The organism is Caulobacter sp. GW821-FHT10C03 (assembly GCF_059415485.1).
The window spans coordinates 71,122-85,609 of record NZ_JBWKNI010000005.1; the positions used below are offsets into that span (position 1 = coordinate 71,122).

The following is a 14,488-nucleotide window of genomic DNA, read 5'->3' on the forward strand; positions in this document are numbered from 1 at the left end:
AGCTGTCGGCGAAGCCGACTGAGGGGGTCTTTCTCCCGCACCCACCCACTTTTCGCGCAACGCCTAGCCTCCCCTCCCGGCCGCCCCTAGAAACGGACTCGCCGTTTTCGTGGGGACTTCGCCATGCGCCGCCGCACCTTCTTCGCCGCCCTGCCGGCCGCCGCCCTCGCCGGGCAGGCCTACGCCCAGTCGCAGATCATCACCGGCCCCAATCCCAACCGGAAGCGGCCCGACGTGCACGGCGGCGACCGGGTGGACGGCGCCAGCTTCGCCTCGCGCTCGGCGGCCTGGGGGATCCACGGCGCGGCGGCCACGGCCCATCCGCTGGCCACCCAGGCGGCGATCGCGGTGCTCAAGAAGGGCGGCTCGGCGGCCGACGCGGCGATCGCCGCCAACGCCATGCTGGGCCTGTGCGAGCCGATCTCGTGCGGGATCGGCGGCGACTGCTACGTGCTGCTTTGGGATCCTAAGACCCGCAAGGTCGTGGGCCTGAACGGCTCGGGCCGATCGCCCAAGGGGCTGTCGCTTGAGACGGTGCGCTCGCGCGCCAAGGACGGCAAGATCCCCAGCTGGGGCGCGGTCAGCGTCAGCGTGCCCGGCACCGTCGACGCCTGGCGGGCCCTGCACGAGCGCTACGGCAAGCTGAAGTGGGCCGACCTGTTCGAGCCGGCCATCGCCACCGCCGAGGAAGGCCATCCGGTCACCCAGAACGTCGCCTATTACCTGGCCGGCAGCCATCGCCGCTTCACCAATCCGGCCTCCAACATCGAGGAGGTCGAGAACTTCAAGAAGGTCTGGGCCCCCACCGGCAAGACGCCCGTCGAAGGCGAGATCTTCAAGAACCCGGCCCTGGCCCGCACCTATCGCCTGATCGCCCAGGGCGGCGGCCGCGCCTTCTACGAGGGCGAGATCGCCACCACGATCGAGGCCTATTTCAAGCGCATCGGCGGCTGGATGACCAAGGCGGATCTCGCCGCCAACCGCGCCGTCTGGACCAGCGTCCACACCACCGGCTATCGCGGCGTCGACGTCCACGCCCTGGCCGACAACACGCAGGGTCTGGCCACTCTGCAGATGCTGAACATCCTGGAGCAGTTCGACGTGGCCGGCATGGGCTTCCAGTCGGCCCAGGCCATCCACCACGCCGTCGAGGCCAAGCGCCTGGCCTACGAGGACCGCGCGCGGTTCTATGCCGACCAGGACTTCTACAAGTCGCCGATCGACTGGCTGATCTCCAAGGACTACGCCAAGGAGCGCGCCAAGCTGATCTCGCCGGACAAGATCTGGACGCCGTCGTTCCCGGGCACGGCGCCCAGCAAGGGCGACACCACCTATTTCACCACCGCCGACAAGGACGGGATGATGGTGTCGATCATCCAGTCGAACTATCGCGGCATGGGCTCTGGCCTGTCGCCCGACGGTCTGGGCTTCATGTTCCAGGATCGGGGCGAGCTCTTCGCCCTGACCGACGGCCATCCCAACATCTACGCGCCCGGCAAGCGGCCCTTCCAGACCATCATCCCAGGCTTCGCCACCCGCAAGGGCGAGCCGTGGCTGAGCTTCGGCGTCATGGGCGGCGACATGCAGCCCCAGGGGCAGACCCAGATCATCAGCAACATGGTCGACTTCGGCCTGGGCGTGCAGGAAGCCGGCGACGCCCCCCGCTGGCACCACGGCGGCTCGCCCGAACCGACCGGCATCGCGGCCGAGGACATCGCGGCGCTCGACCTGGAAAGCGGCGTGCCGGCGCAGACCCGCAAGGCGCTGGAGGCCATCGGCTGGAAACTGAAGACCGACGCCGGCGGCTATGGCGGCTACCAGGCCATCGAGCGCTGGCCGGGGCGGTATGCGGCCGCAACCGAGATGCGCAAGGACGGGGTGGCGCTGGGGTACTAAGACACGAGGAACCTCCCCCTGTGGGGGAGGTGATCGCGAAGCGATCGGTGGGGGGCGTCACTGCGAAATCGGCCAAGACCTCGAAAGCTGAAAACGTCCCCCCACCGGCCTTCGGCCGCCTCCCCCACAGGGGGAGGTTCTCGAACGAAGCGCCACAAGAATTAAGACCCAAATCCGGCAGAAACGGAACCATTCCGCGACCGGCGGAACCCCACCGGAAACCTCCCGTTACTTATCCCGACAAGGATAGCTGAGGAGGATCAAAATGCCTGCCTTGAATCTCGATGGTCCTGAACCCGCGATCGCCACGACTGGCGATGGTTCTGCCCTGTTTCCGCAAGCGCCTATCTATGCGCGCACCTCGACCCGTTCGAAGAAGTCTTCCAGCAACCTGCCGCTGTTGGTCGGCGTGCCGGTCCTGGCCCTGGCCGTCGGCGGCTTGGCCTGGGGCCTGATGAGCCAGCCGGCCCAGACGCCCGAAAGCAGCGGCGAAAGCCTGAAGGTGGCCGAAGCCGCGCCGATCACGACGCCCGCCCCGGCGCCGACCCCGGCCGCCATGCCCGAACCGGCCGCCGCCACGCCGGCTCCGGCGCCGGTCGCCCGCATGGAAGTCGCCCGCGCCGAACCGCGTCCGGCCGCCCGCCGCGCCGCCGCTCGCCCCGCGCCCAGCGCGCCGTCGGCTGAAGAGGCCTCGACCAATGTGAGCGCCACCGTCCCCGCCCCGACGCCGGCTCCGGCCGCGCCGACGGCGATCGTCGCCGAGCCGGCCCCGCTGGCCGTGCCTGCCCCGACGGCTCCGGCCGCGCCGGTCCCGGTCGTCCCCGCGACGCCCAATACGCCCCAGTAAGGGCTTGGCCAGTAAGGGCCTGAAATGACGAAGGGCGGCTCCATCGCTGGAGCCGCCCTTTTTCTTTGAGTCCAGCCGAGGCTAGATCACCACCACTTGTCGGCCTTGGCCGTGAAGCCGGCGGCCTTTTCGATGGCGCCGGCCACCGAGAACACCGTGCCTTCGTCCAGCGGCTTGCCGATGATCTGCAGACCCAGCGGCAGGCCGTTGGCGTCCAGACCGGCCGGCAGCGACAGGCCCGGCAGGCCCGCCAGGTTGGTCGTCACCGTGAAGACGTCGTTCAGGTACATGGCGATCGGGTCGTTGCTGTTCTCGCCCAGGCCGAACGCCGCCGAGGGCGCGGTCGGGGTGAGGATGGCGTCGACCTTGGTCCAGGCGTTGTCGAAGTCCTCGGCGATGCGGCGGCGCACCTTCAGGGCCTTCAGGTAGTAGGCGTCGTAATAGCCGGCGCTCAGCACGTAGGTGCCGATCAGGATGCGGCGCTTGACCTCGTCGCCGAAGCCCGACGCGCGGGTGTTCTCGTAGATCTCGGTCAGGTTGGCGCCGTCCTCGCGCAGGCCAAAGCGCATGCCGTCGTAGCGGGCGAGGTTGGACGAGGCTTCGGCCGGAGCGACGATGTAGTAGGCCGGCAGGGCGTACTTGGTGTGCGGCAGGCTGATCTCGACGATCTCGCAGCCGGCGTCCTTCAGCCAGGCGATGCCATCTTGCCAAAGTTTCTCGATCTCGGCCGGCATGCCGTCGACGCGGTATTCCTTCGGCACGCCGATGCGCAGGCCCTTGACCGACTTGCCGACGAACTGGGTGAAGTCCGGAACGGCGATGTCGAGGCTGGTGGAGTCCTTCTCGTCGTGACCCGACATCGAGTTCAGCAGCAGGGCCGCGTCCTCGACGGTCTTGGCGATCGGGCCGGCCTGGTCCAGCGAGCTGGCGAAGGCGACGACGCCCCAGCGCGAGCAGCGGCCGTAGGTCGGCTTGATGCCGACGGTGCCGGTGAAGGCGGCCGGCTGGCGGATCGAGCCGCCGGTGTCGGTGGCGGTGGCGCCCAGGCAGAGATCAGCGGCGACCGCGGCGGCGCTGCCGCCCGAGCTGCCGCCCGGGGTCAGGGCCTTGTTGCTGTTCTTGCCACGCCAGGGATTGGTGACGGGGCCGAAGTAGCTGGTCTCGTTCGACGAGCCCATGGCGAACTGGTCGAGGTTCAGCTTGCCCAGCATCACCGCGCCGTCGCGCCACAGGTTCGACGTCACCGTCGACTCGTAGCCCGGGACGAAGTTCTCGAGGATCTTCGAGCAGGCCGTGGTGCGCACGCCCTTGGTGCAGAACAGGTCCTTCACGCCCAGCGGCGCGCCGTCCAGCACGCCGGCCTCGCCCTTGGCGCGGCGCGCGTCGGAGGCGGCGGCCATCTCCAGCGCCTTTTCGGGCGTCTCGAGAATGTAGGCGTTGAGGCCGCGCGCGGCTTCGACGGCGTCGATGTGCGCCTTCGTCAGTTCGACCGAGGTGAAATCCTTGGCGGCCAGGCCGTCGAGGGCGCCCTTCAGGGTCAGTTTCGTGAGCGCGCTCATTATTCGACCACCTTGGGCACGACGAAGAAGTTACCGACGGTCTTGGGCGCGTTGCCGGTGACCACTTCGGGCTCGCCGCCCATGGTGACGACGTCGTCGCGCAGCGGCAGGCCGGCGGCCACGACGCTGGTCAGCGGCTCGACGCCGTCGGTGTCGACCTCGGCCAGCTGCTCGATCCAGGTCATGATCCCGTTGAGCTCATTGGCCAGGGCCTGGATGCGCTCTTCGGGTTCGGCGATGCGGGCGAGCCGGGCGACCTTGCGGACGGTCGCGGCGTCGATGGCCATGGGGCCTTCTCCAAGCAGTAGTGTTGTTTGTCCGTGGGCACGGACAGTCGAGGGGTGGGTTACCCGTCTAGACTCGCCTTTGACAAGCCCGGCCTCCCCTTGGCGGGACCTTTTCGCATTGGCGGCGCTCTCGCTTCGGCGGGCGCAAAGGCGTAGAAGCCGCCCATGCCCGTTCTCGACATCGAAGAATTCACCGCCGCCATCCCCGACTACAAGCCGATCATCGGCCTGGATCCGGGCGAAAAGACCATCGGCGTGGCCGTGTCCGACGTCACCCTGACCGTCGCCAGCCCGCTGACCGTGATCCACAAGACCAAGTTCACCCAGGACGCCGAGGCCCTGTTCGACATCATCGACTACCGCAAGGTGGCCGGGATCGTCGTCGGCCTGCCGGTCAACATGGACGGCACCGAAGGCGTGCGCTGCCAGTCCAACCGGGCGCTCGCCCGCAACCTGCTGCGCCTGCGCCCCGACCTGACCATCACCTTCTGGGACGAGCGCCTGTCGACGGCCGCCGTCACCCGCGTGCTGATCGACGAGCACGACGTAAACCGCAAGCGCCGCGGCGAGGTCGTCGACAAGATGGCCGCCGGCTGGATCCTGCAGGGCGCCCTGGAGCGGATGCGGGGGATCCGGGGGGAGTAACTCCCATTCGGCGAAGCCGCCCTTCTTTCAACCTCTCCCATCGGGAGAGGGAGGGGCCCGCCGCCGAAGGCGGTGGGAGGGTGAGGGTTTAAGGCCTCGCCGCGCGAAGCACAGACAAAATCTCGTCTCCCACGCCGTCCAGTTCATAGCGCACAGCGTCGTTCCAGAACCTCAACACAACATACCCACAGGCCTCGAGCACTTCGGTTCTAGCCGCGTCATAGGCCCGGCCCGCATCTTCAGCATGCTGGCCACCGTCGAGTTCGACGATCAGCCTGGCCTCAACGCATACGAAATCAGCGACATAGCGATCTATCGGGACCTGGCGACGGAACTTGAAACCGTCCAACCGACGGCCGCGCAAGACCGACCAAAGCATGCGCTCGGCGTCGGTTTGGTCACGACGCAAGCGCCTGGCCATGGCGGTTCGGTTCATGGTGAAGCCCCTCACCCTCCCACCGCTTCGCGGCGGGCCCCTCCCTCTCCCTATGGGAGAGGTTGAGATTAGTGCAGCTCAATCTTGAGATGCAATTCCAGCACATCCTTCCCTTCCCCGCCAAAGCCGCCTATGACGCGGGCTCATGACGGCTTCAGCCCATGACCCGAGCGCGGCGATCGAAACGATCCGCAAGCGCCTCTTCTCGTTCCCCAAGCGGCACTTCCTTTCGGCGGGCGATCTCAACGCTCCCCAGGCGGCCGATCTCCTGGATCTGGCCGACGCCTTCGTGGCGTTGAACCGGCAGACGTCCAAGTCCCTCGACCTGCTCAAGGGACGGACGCTGATGAACCTGTTCTTCGAGAACAGCACCCGCACCCAGAGCTCGTTCGAGCTGGCCGGCAAGCGGCTGGGCGCCGACGTCGTCAACATGAACCCCAAGACCTCGTCGGTGGCCAAGGGCGAGACCCTGATCGACACGGCGGTCACCCTGAACGCCATGCGGCCCGATCTGCTGGTCGTGCGCCACGCTTCTTCGGGCGCGGCGTCCTTGCTCAGCCAGAAGGTCAGCGGCAGCGTCGTCAACGCCGGCGACGGCCAGCACGAGCACCCGACCCAGGCCCTGCTGGACGCCCTGTCGATCCGCCGCGCCTTCGGCCGCGTGTCGGGCCTGACCGTCGCCATCTGCGGCGACGTGCTGCACAGCCGCGTGGCGCGCTCCAACGTCGCCCTGCTGCAGATCCTCGGCGCCAGCGTGCGCCTGGTCGGCCCGCCCACCCTGATGCCGGCCCAGGCCGAGCGCTGGGGCGTGACCGTGCACCACGACATGAAGTCGGGCCTGGCCGGGGTCGAGGTGGTGATGATGCTGCGCCTGCAGCTGGAGCGGATGCAGGGCGGCTTCGTGCCCTCGACCCGCGAATACTTCCGCTTCTATGGCCTCGACCGCGAGAAGCTGGCCCGCGCCGCGCCGGGGGCCAAGGTCATGCACCCCGGGCCGATGAACCGGGGCGTGGAGATCGACAGCGACGTCGCCGACGATCCCGCCGTCAGCCTGATCCAGGACCAGGTCGAGATGGGCGTCGCCGCCCGCATGGCCGTGCTCGCCGCCCTCGCCCACCGTCTCGAGGAGGAAGGCCGATGACCGCGCCCCAGCCGCTCGCCTTCGTCAACGCCCGCGTGGTGGATCCCGAAAGCGGCTATGACGGCCCCGGCGGCGTCATCGTCTCCGAAGGCGTCATCGCCGACGTGGCCAAGGGCCGCGAGTTCGGCAAGCTGACCAAGGGCGTCCGCGTCATCGACTGCGGCGGCGCAATGCTGGCCCCGGGCCTGATCGACCTGCGGGTCAAGACCGGCGAGCCGGGCGCCGAGACCAAGGAAACCCTGGCCAGCGCCGCCCGTGCGGCCGCGGCCGGCGGCGTCACCAGCTTCGTCGTCCAGCCCGACACCGATCCGGCCGTCGACGACCCCAGCACGGTCGACTTCCTGCTGCGCCGGGCCCGCGACATCGACAGCGCCCGCATCCTGTGCGCCGGCGCGGCCACCAAGGGCCTCAAGGGCGAGGAGATGGCCGAGATCGGCCTGATGCGCGAGGCCGGCTGCGTCTACGTGACCGACGCCGACCGTCCGATCGCCGACAGCAAGGTCATGCAGCGTCTGCTGACCTATGCGAAGGGCTTCGACACCATCCTGGCCCACCGCCCGCTCGACCCGTGGCTGGCCAAGGGCGGGGCCGCGACCGGCGGCGAGTTCGCCGCCCGCATGGGCCTGCCGTCGATCTCGCCGATGGCCGAACGGATCATGCTGGAGCGCGACGTCGCGCTTCTGGAAGCCACCGGCGGCCGCCTGCTGGTCGACCAGGTGACGAGCGCCCAGGCGCTGGAGACGCTTGGCCGCGCCAAGGCCCGGGGCCTGCGCATCCACGCCAGCGTGTCGATCAACCACCTGTGCTTCAACGAACTGGACATCGGCGACTACCGCACCTTCGCCAAGCTCACCCCGCCCCTGCGCGGCGAGGACGATCGCCAGGCCCTGATCGAGGCCCTGGCCGACGGCCTGATCGACATCGTCGTCTCGGCCCACGCCCCGGCCCCGGCCGAGGACAAGCGCCTGCCGTTCGACCAGGCCGCGCCTGGCGCCGTGGGTCTGGAAACCCTGCTGCCGGCTCTGCTGGGCCTCTATCACGACGAGCGCCTGCCGCTGATCGACCTGATCAAGGCGGTGACCCTGTCGCCGGCGTCCTTGCTCGGCCTCCAGACCGGCCGCATCGCGCCGGGGGCTCCGGCCGACCTCGTTCTGTGCGACCTCGACGCGCCGATCATCGTCGACGCCGCCAAGCTGCTGTCGAAGTCGAAGAACTCGCCGTTCGACGGCCGCCGCCTGCAAGGCCAGGTGCTGATGACCGTGGTCGACGGCCGCGTGGTGCACCGCGCCGAGGGGTGATCCCGCTGGACAAGCCGGCGCAGCCGCATAGGTTGCGCCGGTCATTCCGGGGGGACGACAACATGAACACGCTCGAAACCCGCGATCGCTCGCCCCGGCTCGGAGAGCGATGGCCTCGGCTCGACTGGCCGGTCCTGGCGATGCACCTGGCGGCAGGCCCCATCCTGGGAACGGTCGCACCGACGCTTGCCCTCAAGCAGATGGCGATCCGCCAGTTCTCGCTGCCCACTCCGCCGCTCCGGGAGCAGCTTTGGGCGCTCGGCGACGCCTGGCTCCAGGGCCTGGCGCCGGCCCTGGTCGCGGGCCTCGTCCTGGCGCTCCCGTCCATGCGCGATCGAAAAAAGCGCATCCGGCTCGCGGTCAGCATCGGTCTCTATGCAGCCCTGAGCCTGCTGGTGCAGATGGGCCTGATGAGCCTGGGCCCGGCGCGCATCGTCTTCTCCAACCCAGAGGTGCTGGTGAGTTCAATGGCCGCCATCGCCCTTCTCGGCGGCCTGACCGGACTGGTTTGCGGAGCCCTCGGACTGATCGTCGCCAGGCGCCCGGCGGCGCGACGCGAGGAGACGGCCGGCGGCTAGCTTCGCAGCTTCGCTTCGCCGAGGGCGAGAAGCGCTGTAAGACGCGGAAAACAGGCTTGCCTCATCGGTGAAGCTTGGCCATGGTTCGCTCGCGCAAAGGTAGCATTTCTTGGAAAGCCTCGCCCCCGTCGTCTATCTGACCCTCGCGATCGCCGTGATCGGGGGCTACCTGCTGGGCTCGATCCCGTTCGGCCTGATCGCCACGCGCCTGGGCGGCGCCGGCGACATCCGCAAGATCGGTTCGGGCAACATCGGCGCGACCAACGTACTGCGCTCGGGCCGCAAGGATCTGGCGGCCATCACCCTGCTGGGCGACGGCGGCAAGGGTGCGGTCGCGGTGGGCCTGGCCCACTGGCTGAGCCACGGCAATCCGGCGGTCGTCGCCCTGGCCGGCGGCGCGGCCTTCGCCGGCCACATCTTCCCCGTCTGGCTGAAGTTCAACGGCGGCAAGGGCGTGGCCACCTTCTACGGCGTGCTGCTGGCCGCCGCCTGGCCCGTGGGCCTGCTGGCCGCGGCGACCTGGCTGGCCGTGGCGGTCCTGTTCCGCATCAGCTCGCTGGCCGCCCTGACCGCCGCCGCCCTGGCCGCGCCCTTCGCCCTGGCCACCGACCGGCCCTACCCGATCCTGGGCCTGTGCCTGTTCATGGCCGTGCTGATCTACATCCGCCACAAGGACAACATCCGCCGGCTGCTCAAGGGCGAAGAGCCCCGGATCGGCAAGAAGAAGACGGCCGAAACGCCGCCCCCGGAAGCCTGATGACGCGGGGCCTGTCGGACAAGGAACGCCTGGCCTGGCTTCGCCTGGCGCGCACCGAGACCGTCGGCCCCGTCGCTTTCGACCATCTTCTTCAGCGCTTCGGCTCGCCCGAGCGGGCGCTGGTCGCTCTGCCCGACCTGGCGCGTCGGGCGGGCCGCGCGGCCCCGCTGCGGCCGCCGCCCGAAGACGAGATCCTGCGTGAACTCGAAGACGGCGGGCGCCTCGGCGCCCGCCTGATCTGCGCCTGCGAACCCGACTTCCCGCACCGCCTGGCGAGCCTTGATCCCCCGCCGCCGGTGATCTGGGCGCTGGGCCACTACGAGCTTCTGCCCCAGCCCAGCATCGCCATCGTCGGCGCCCGCATCGCCTCGGCCGCGGGCCAGCGCTTCGCCCGTCAACTGGCCGCCGAACTGGGCCAGCACGGCCTCGTCGTGGTCTCGGGCCTGGCCCGCGGCGTCGATGGGGCGGCCCACGAGGGCTCGCTCTCGACGGGCACGGTCGCCGTGCTGGGCGGCGGGATCGCCGACATCTATCCGCCCGAGCACGCCTCCCTGCACGCCCGCATCGCGCAGGACGGCTGCATCGTGTCCGAAAGCGCCCCTCTACGCCGCGCCCAGGCCAAGGACTTCCCCCGCCGCAACCGCATCATCTCGGGCCTGTCGCTGGGCGTTGTGGTGGTCGAGGCCGAGCTGAAGTCGGGCTCGCTGATCACCGCCCGCCTGGCCGCCGAGCAGGGCCGCGACGTCTTCGCCGTGCCGGGCTCGCCGCTTGATCCCCGCGCCAAGGGTCCCAACGACCTGATCCGCCAGGGCGCGATCCTGTGCGAGGGCGTCGAGGACGTGCTGCGCTCGCTGTCGGCCTCGCCCTCGATGCGCGAGCGGGACCGGACCTGGGATCCCGACGAGGCCGCCGACGACCTCGACCACGACGCCCTACGCGAGCGCCTGGCCGCCCTGCTCTCGCCCACGCCCGTCTCGCGCGACGAACTGGTGCGGGCGACCAAGGCCCCGACCTCGGCGGTGATGGCGGCGCTGGTGGAGCTGGCCCTGGCGGATCGGGCCGAGCTGCTGCCGGGCGGGATGGTGGCGGGGGTTTAGAAACCTATCGAGTTGGGTTATTCTGACGATGGTCACCGTGCTGAGGGCGTCCGGACTGAACGTCGTCATCTTTCTCGACGACCATGAACCAGCTCACGTTCATGTCTTCGGCGACGGCGAGGCTAAGATCGAACTGGTCGGCCAGGACGAAACACCCCGGCTCGTCTGGGCTCGAGGCATGACAAGGGCCGAAATTCGCCGAGCGATGCGGATCGTCACACAACATCGCGATGCGCTGCTGCGGCGTTGGAGAGAGATCCATGGCTGACCTGACCGACGCCGAGATCGACGCCGCAATGGCGCTAGGCGAAAAGCTGGCGCGGACCGAGCCACGCGCCAAGTCGGCGCGATACGATCACTCGACCGGTCGCATCGAAGTGGAGCTGACAAGCGGCTCGGCGCTCGCCTTTCCCGCGCGGCTAGGCCAAGGCCTGGAAGCCGCAACGGACGACGAACTCGCGCAGGTCGTGGTTCGCCCCGGCGGTTACGGTCTTCAGTGGGAGGCGCTGGACGTCGATCTGTCGATCCCTGGCCTGGCGGCAGGCATTTTCGGAACCAAGGCCCACATGGCCAGGATCGCCGGCCAAACCAAGTCTCCCGCCAAGAGCGCGGCGGCGCGGGCCAACGGCGCCAAGGGCGGCCGGCCTCGAAAATCCGGAACAGCCTGATGTTCGCCCCTCTCTCTAAAGAGAGAGCCTGGCGGGCGCCGTGCTCGCAATTGCGAAGGTTCGCACAGCCGCCGTTGACATTGTCATAGGCTCGCCCCCACTTTCCGGCGCTCGCCCCCTGGTTCGCTTCGGTGGGCGGTCCACCTCCCCTAGCCCAGAGTCGTAATGAACGTCGTCGTCGTCGAGAGCCCGGCCAAGGCCAAGACCATCAACAAGTACCTCGGGTCCGACTACACGGTTCTGGCCTCCTACGGGCACATCCGCGATCTGCCCAGCAAGGACGGCTCGGTCGAGCCCGACAACGACTTCGCCATGAGCTGGGAGGTCGACGCCAAGTCGTCCAAGCGCATCTCCGACATCGTCGACGCGCTGAAGAAGGCCGACCGCCTGATCCTCGCCACCGACCCGGATCGCGAAGGCGAGGCGATCAGCTGGCACGTGCTCGAGGTGCTGAACAAGAAGAAGGCGCTGAAGGACAAGCAGATCCAGCGCGTCACCTTCAACGCCATCACCAAGTCGGCGGTGACCGAGGCCATGCGCGCCCCGCGCGACCTCGACATGGAACTGGTCGAGGCCTACCTCGCCCGCCGCGCCCTCGACTACCTCGTCGGCTTCACCCTCTCGCCGGTGCTGTGGCGCAAGCTCCCGGGCAGCCGCTCGGCCGGCCGCGTGCAGTCGGTGGCCCTGCGCCTGGTCGTCGACCGCGAGCTCGAGATCGAACGCTTCCGCACCCAGGAATACTGGACCGTCGACGCCGACGTCTCGGCCGGCTCCGATCCGTTCCTGGCGCGCCTGGTCAAGCACGACGGCAAGAAGCTCACCAAGTTCGACCTCGGCAACGAGACCTCCGCCCTGGCCGCCAAGGCCGCCGTGCAGGCCGCGACCTTCAAGGTCGAGGCCGTCGAGAAGAAGCCCGGCAAGCGCTCGCCCGCTCCGCCCTTCACCACCTCGACCTTGCAGCAGGAAGCCTCGCGCAAGCTGGGCTTCTCGGCCCAGCGCACCATGCAGGCCGCCCAGAAGCTGTACGAAGGCATCGACATCGGCGGCGAGACCGTCGGTCTGATCACCTACATGCGTACCGACGGCGTCTCGATCGCGCCGGAAGGCATCGCCGACGCCCGCGACGTGATCGGCAGCGTCTACGGCAAGGACTACGTGCCGGAAACCCCACGCCTCTACAAGTCGAAGGCCAAGAACGCCCAGGAGGCCCACGAAGCCATCCGCCCGACCAGCATGCGCCGCAACCCCGGCTCGCTGCGCCTGGATCCGGACCTGGGCCGCCTGTACGAGTTGATCTGGAAGCGCACCATCGCCTCGCAGATGGAAAGCGCCCGCATCGAGCGCACCACGGTCGACCTGGAAAGCCATGACGGCCGCACCGGCCTGCGCGCCACCGGCCAGGTCGTGCTGTTCCCCGGCTACCTCGCGGTCTACGAGGAAGGCCGCGACGACGAGGAGGGCGAAGACAGCGCCCGCCTGCCGGCCATCGTCGAAGGCGCCGCCGCCAAGGTCATCGAGGCCCGCGCCGACCAGCACTTCACCGAACCGCCCCCGCGCTACTCCGAAGCCAGCCTCGTCAAGAAGATGGAAGAGCTGGGCATCGGCCGTCCGTCGACCTACGCCTCGGTCCTGACCGTGCTGCGCGACCGCGAATACGTGCGGATGGAGAAGCAGCGCTTCATCCCCGAGGACAAGGGCCGCCTGGTCACCGCGTTCCTCGAGCAGTTCTTCCGCCGCTACGTCGAATACGACTTCACCGCCTCGCTGGAAGAGCGGCTCGACCTCGTCTCCGACGGCAAGCTCGACTGGAAGGAATTCCTGCGCGAGTTCTGGAAGGACTTCCACGCCGCCGTCGGCGAGATCGCCGAGCTGCGCACCACCAACGTGCTCGACGCGCTGAACGACGCCCTGGGCCCGCACATCTTCCCCGACAAGGGCGACGGCTCGAACCCGCGCCTGTGCCCGACCTGCGGCTCGGGGATGCTGTCGCTGAAGACCGGCAAGTTCGGCGCCTTCATCGGCTGCTCGAACTATCCGGAGTGCCGCTACACCCGCCAGCTGGGCGTGGCCGAGGGCGACGGCGAAGCCGAGAGCGCCGACAAGGAACTGGGGATCAACCCCGCCACCGGCCGCGCCGTGTGGCTGAAGAACGGCCGCTTCGGCCCCTATGTCGAAGAGGTCGCGGCCGAGGGCGAGAAGCCCAAGCGCTCGTCCCTGCCCAAGGGCTGGACGCCGGCGGCGCTGGACCTGGAAAAGGCCCTGCGCCTGCTGTCCCTGCCGCGCGAGGTGGGCCAGCATCCGGACGACGGCAAGACGATCACGGCGGGCCTGGGGCGCTTTGGGCCGTTCGTGCTGCACGACGGCACCTACGCCAACCTGGAGAACGCCGAAGAGGTGTTCGACGTCGGTCTGAACCGCGCCGTCGCCATCCTGGCCGACAAGCGGGCCGGCGGCGGGCGTCCGCAGCGCGCGGCCGCCGCGGCCCTGGCCGAACTGGGCGCCCACCCGGAAGACGGCAAGCCGGTGCGCGTGCTGTCGGGCCGCTTTGGTCCGTACATCAAGCACGGCGACGTCAACGCCAACGTGCCCAAGGGCGCCGATCCGGCGGCCCTGACCCTGGCCGAGGCCGTGACCCTGCTGGCCGAGCGCGTCGCCAAGGGCGGCGGCAAGAAGCCGGCCAAGAAGGCCGCCGCGCCGAAGAAGGCTCCAGCCAAGGCGGCGAAAGCCGAGGGCGACGACGCCGAGGCCAAGCCGAAGAAGGCCGCTGCAAAGAAGCCGGCCGCCAAGAAGGCTCCGGCCAAGAAGGCGCCGGCCAAGGCCAAGACCGAGGCGTGACGAAGGGCAGTCGGGGGGAGTAGACTTTGGCCATGACCACGCTCGAACGTCCTCTGCCGCTGCCGCTGGTGGTGGTCCTGCTGTCGGCGGTCAGCGTCGTGGGCTTCGTTCTGGGGCTGCGCGGCGCGCTGGACACCGGCAAGCCGGCCGACGCGGTCTCGACCGCGCCGCTGGCCGAGGTCTCCGGCGTGCCGGTCAAGGACGCCCTGCCGGCCGCGGTCGAGGTGGAGGCGCCGCCGCCTCCGCCCGCGACGAAGCCGGCCGATGAGGCCCCCGAGCCGGTGGCGGCCGAGACGCCGCCGGTCGTCGAGGCCCCGCCAGCCCCGACGACGCCCGCCCCGGCCGAGAAGAAGCCCGAGGTTCCGCCGGCCCAGCAGGCGCCGCAGCGGATCGAGGACCTGTACTAGGTTCTCCTCGTTTCCTTCGCCCGGGAAACGGCTTAGA

Annotated in this window: 15 protein-coding genes; 12 read left to right on the forward strand and 3 right to left on the reverse strand. The window is 69.3% G+C overall.

The window, feature by feature from the left end; genetic code table 11:
• The first annotated feature begins 123 nt into the window (after positions 1 to 123).
• Together AC07NG_RS07945 and AC07NG_RS07950 are read left to right on the forward strand one after the other, a co-directional pair.
• Positions 124 to 1,896 (forward strand): gamma-glutamyltransferase family protein, encoded by a 1,773-nt coding sequence (locus AC07NG_RS07945; protein ID WP_494593149.1) that lies wholly within the window; start codon positions 124 to 126, stop codon positions 1,894 to 1,896.
• Between the two features lie 265 nt (positions 1,897 to 2,161).
• On the forward strand, positions 2,162 to 2,743 hold the full coding sequence (locus AC07NG_RS07950) for a hypothetical protein (RefSeq protein ID WP_494593150.1): 582 nt from the start codon (positions 2,162 to 2,164) through the stop codon (positions 2,741 to 2,743).
• Positions 2,744 to 2,829: 86 nt separating this feature from the next.
• Here the strand turns inward: AC07NG_RS07950 and gatA are convergent, their stop codons facing one another.
• Both gatA and gatC read right to left on the reverse strand, forming a co-directional pair.
• On the reverse strand, positions 2,830 to 4,302 hold the full coding sequence (gatA, locus tag AC07NG_RS07955) for an Asp-tRNA(Asn)/Glu-tRNA(Gln) amidotransferase subunit GatA (protein WP_494593152.1): 1,473 nt from the start codon (positions 4,300 to 4,302) through the stop codon (positions 2,830 to 2,832).
• On the reverse strand, positions 4,302 to 4,589 hold the full coding sequence (gene gatC / locus AC07NG_RS07960; protein WP_494593154.1) for an Asp-tRNA(Asn)/Glu-tRNA(Gln) amidotransferase subunit GatC: 288 nt from the start codon (positions 4,587 to 4,589) through the stop codon (positions 4,302 to 4,304). Before gatC ends, gatA begins: the two co-directional genes overlap by 1 nt.
• Positions 4,590 to 4,754: 165 nt before the next feature.
• Here gatC and ruvX point away from each other — a divergent pair, with 165 nt between their 5' ends.
• Positions 4,755 to 5,234 (forward strand): Holliday junction resolvase RuvX, encoded by a 480-nt coding sequence (gene ruvX / locus AC07NG_RS07965; protein ID WP_110119069.1) that lies wholly within the window; start codon positions 4,755 to 4,757, stop codon positions 5,232 to 5,234.
• 88 nt (positions 5,235 to 5,322) lie between these two features.
• Here ruvX and AC07NG_RS07970 read toward each other — a convergent pair whose 3' ends face one another.
• Positions 5,323 to 5,670, reverse strand: a complete 348-nt coding sequence (locus AC07NG_RS07970; RefSeq protein WP_494593156.1) for an endonuclease domain-containing protein — start codon at positions 5,668 to 5,670, stop codon at positions 5,323 to 5,325.
• 145 nt (positions 5,671 to 5,815) lie between these two features.
• Between AC07NG_RS07970 and AC07NG_RS07975 the strand changes: the two genes are divergently transcribed.
• The 9 genes from AC07NG_RS07975 to AC07NG_RS08015 all read left to right on the forward strand — a co-directional run bounded on the left by AC07NG_RS07975 (position 5,816) and on the right by AC07NG_RS08015 (position 14,451).
• On the forward strand, positions 5,816 to 6,811 hold the full coding sequence (locus AC07NG_RS07975) for an aspartate carbamoyltransferase catalytic subunit (RefSeq protein WP_487292442.1): 996 nt from the start codon (positions 5,816 to 5,818) through the stop codon (positions 6,809 to 6,811).
• Positions 6,808 to 8,109 (forward strand): dihydroorotase, encoded by a 1,302-nt coding sequence (gene pyrC, locus AC07NG_RS07980; RefSeq protein WP_487292443.1) that lies wholly within the window; start codon positions 6,808 to 6,810, stop codon positions 8,107 to 8,109. Before AC07NG_RS07975 ends, pyrC begins: the two co-directional genes overlap by 4 nt.
• 62 nt (positions 8,110 to 8,171) lie before the next feature.
• Positions 8,172 to 8,687, forward strand: coding sequence for a hypothetical protein (locus AC07NG_RS07985; protein ID WP_494593159.1), 516 nt, complete (start codon positions 8,172 to 8,174; stop codon positions 8,685 to 8,687).
• Between the two features lie 109 nt (positions 8,688 to 8,796).
• The gene (gene plsY, locus AC07NG_RS07990; protein WP_494593161.1) at positions 8,797 to 9,444 is read left to right on the forward strand and encodes a glycerol-3-phosphate 1-O-acyltransferase PlsY; all 648 of its coding nucleotides are present in this window, start codon (positions 8,797 to 8,799) and stop codon (positions 9,442 to 9,444) included.
• On the forward strand, positions 9,444 to 10,541 hold the full coding sequence (gene dprA, locus AC07NG_RS07995) for a DNA-processing protein DprA (RefSeq protein ID WP_494593163.1): 1,098 nt from the start codon (positions 9,444 to 9,446) through the stop codon (positions 10,539 to 10,541). The genes plsY and dprA overlap by 1 nt, the downstream gene beginning before the upstream one ends.
• Before the next feature lie 28 nt (positions 10,542 to 10,569).
• Entirely contained in the window at positions 10,570 to 10,809 is a 240-nt protein-coding gene (locus AC07NG_RS08000) for a DUF4160 domain-containing protein (RefSeq protein WP_494593166.1), read from the forward strand.
• On the forward strand, positions 10,802 to 11,209 hold the full coding sequence (locus AC07NG_RS08005; RefSeq protein WP_494593168.1) for a DUF2442 domain-containing protein: 408 nt from the start codon (positions 10,802 to 10,804) through the stop codon (positions 11,207 to 11,209). The genes AC07NG_RS08000 and AC07NG_RS08005 overlap by 8 nt, the downstream gene beginning before the upstream one ends.
• 165 nt (positions 11,210 to 11,374) lie before the next feature.
• The gene (topA, locus tag AC07NG_RS08010) at positions 11,375 to 14,044 is read left to right on the forward strand and encodes a type I DNA topoisomerase (protein ID WP_494593170.1); all 2,670 of its coding nucleotides are present in this window, start codon (positions 11,375 to 11,377) and stop codon (positions 14,042 to 14,044) included.
• Positions 14,045 to 14,076: 32 nt separating this feature from the next.
• On the forward strand, positions 14,077 to 14,451 hold the full coding sequence (locus AC07NG_RS08015) for a hypothetical protein (protein WP_494593171.1): 375 nt from the start codon (positions 14,077 to 14,079) through the stop codon (positions 14,449 to 14,451).
• Positions 14,452 to 14,488 lie beyond the last annotated feature (37 nt).

Bases quoted from the DNA above. Each gene is read 5' to 3' on its own strand.
- AC07NG_RS07945 (WP_494593149.1), top strand. From the start codon at position 124: ATGCGCCGCCGCACCTTCTTCGCCGCCCTGCCGGCCGCCGCCCTCGCC.
- AC07NG_RS07950 (WP_494593150.1), top strand. From the start codon at position 2,162: ATGCCTGCCTTGAATCTCGATGGTCCTGAACCCGCGATCGCCACGACT.
- gatA (WP_494593152.1), bottom strand. From the start codon at position 4,302: ATGAGCGCGCTCACGAAACTGACCCTGAAGGGCGCCCTCGACGGCCTG.
- gatC (WP_494593154.1), bottom strand. From the start codon at position 4,589: ATGGCCATCGACGCCGCGACCGTCCGCAAGGTCGCCCGGCTCGCCCGC.
- ruvX (WP_110119069.1), top strand. From the start codon at position 4,755: ATGCCCGTTCTCGACATCGAAGAATTCACCGCCGCCATCCCCGACTAC.
- AC07NG_RS07970 (WP_494593156.1), bottom strand. From the start codon at position 5,670: ATGAACCGAACCGCCATGGCCAGGCGCTTGCGTCGTGACCAAACCGAC.
- AC07NG_RS07975 (WP_487292442.1), top strand. From the start codon at position 5,816: ATGACGGCTTCAGCCCATGACCCGAGCGCGGCGATCGAAACGATCCGC.
- pyrC (WP_487292443.1), top strand. From the start codon at position 6,808: ATGACCGCGCCCCAGCCGCTCGCCTTCGTCAACGCCCGCGTGGTGGAT.
- AC07NG_RS07985 (WP_494593159.1), top strand. From the start codon at position 8,172: ATGAACACGCTCGAAACCCGCGATCGCTCGCCCCGGCTCGGAGAGCGA.
- dprA (WP_494593163.1), top strand. From the start codon at position 9,444: ATGACGCGGGGCCTGTCGGACAAGGAACGCCTGGCCTGGCTTCGCCTG.
- AC07NG_RS08000 (WP_494593166.1), top strand. From the start codon at position 10,570: ATGGTCACCGTGCTGAGGGCGTCCGGACTGAACGTCGTCATCTTTCTC.
- AC07NG_RS08005 (WP_494593168.1), top strand. From the start codon at position 10,802: ATGGCTGACCTGACCGACGCCGAGATCGACGCCGCAATGGCGCTAGGC.
- topA (WP_494593170.1), top strand. From the start codon at position 11,375: ATGAACGTCGTCGTCGTCGAGAGCCCGGCCAAGGCCAAGACCATCAAC.
- AC07NG_RS08015 (WP_494593171.1), top strand. From the start codon at position 14,077: ATGACCACGCTCGAACGTCCTCTGCCGCTGCCGCTGGTGGTGGTCCTG.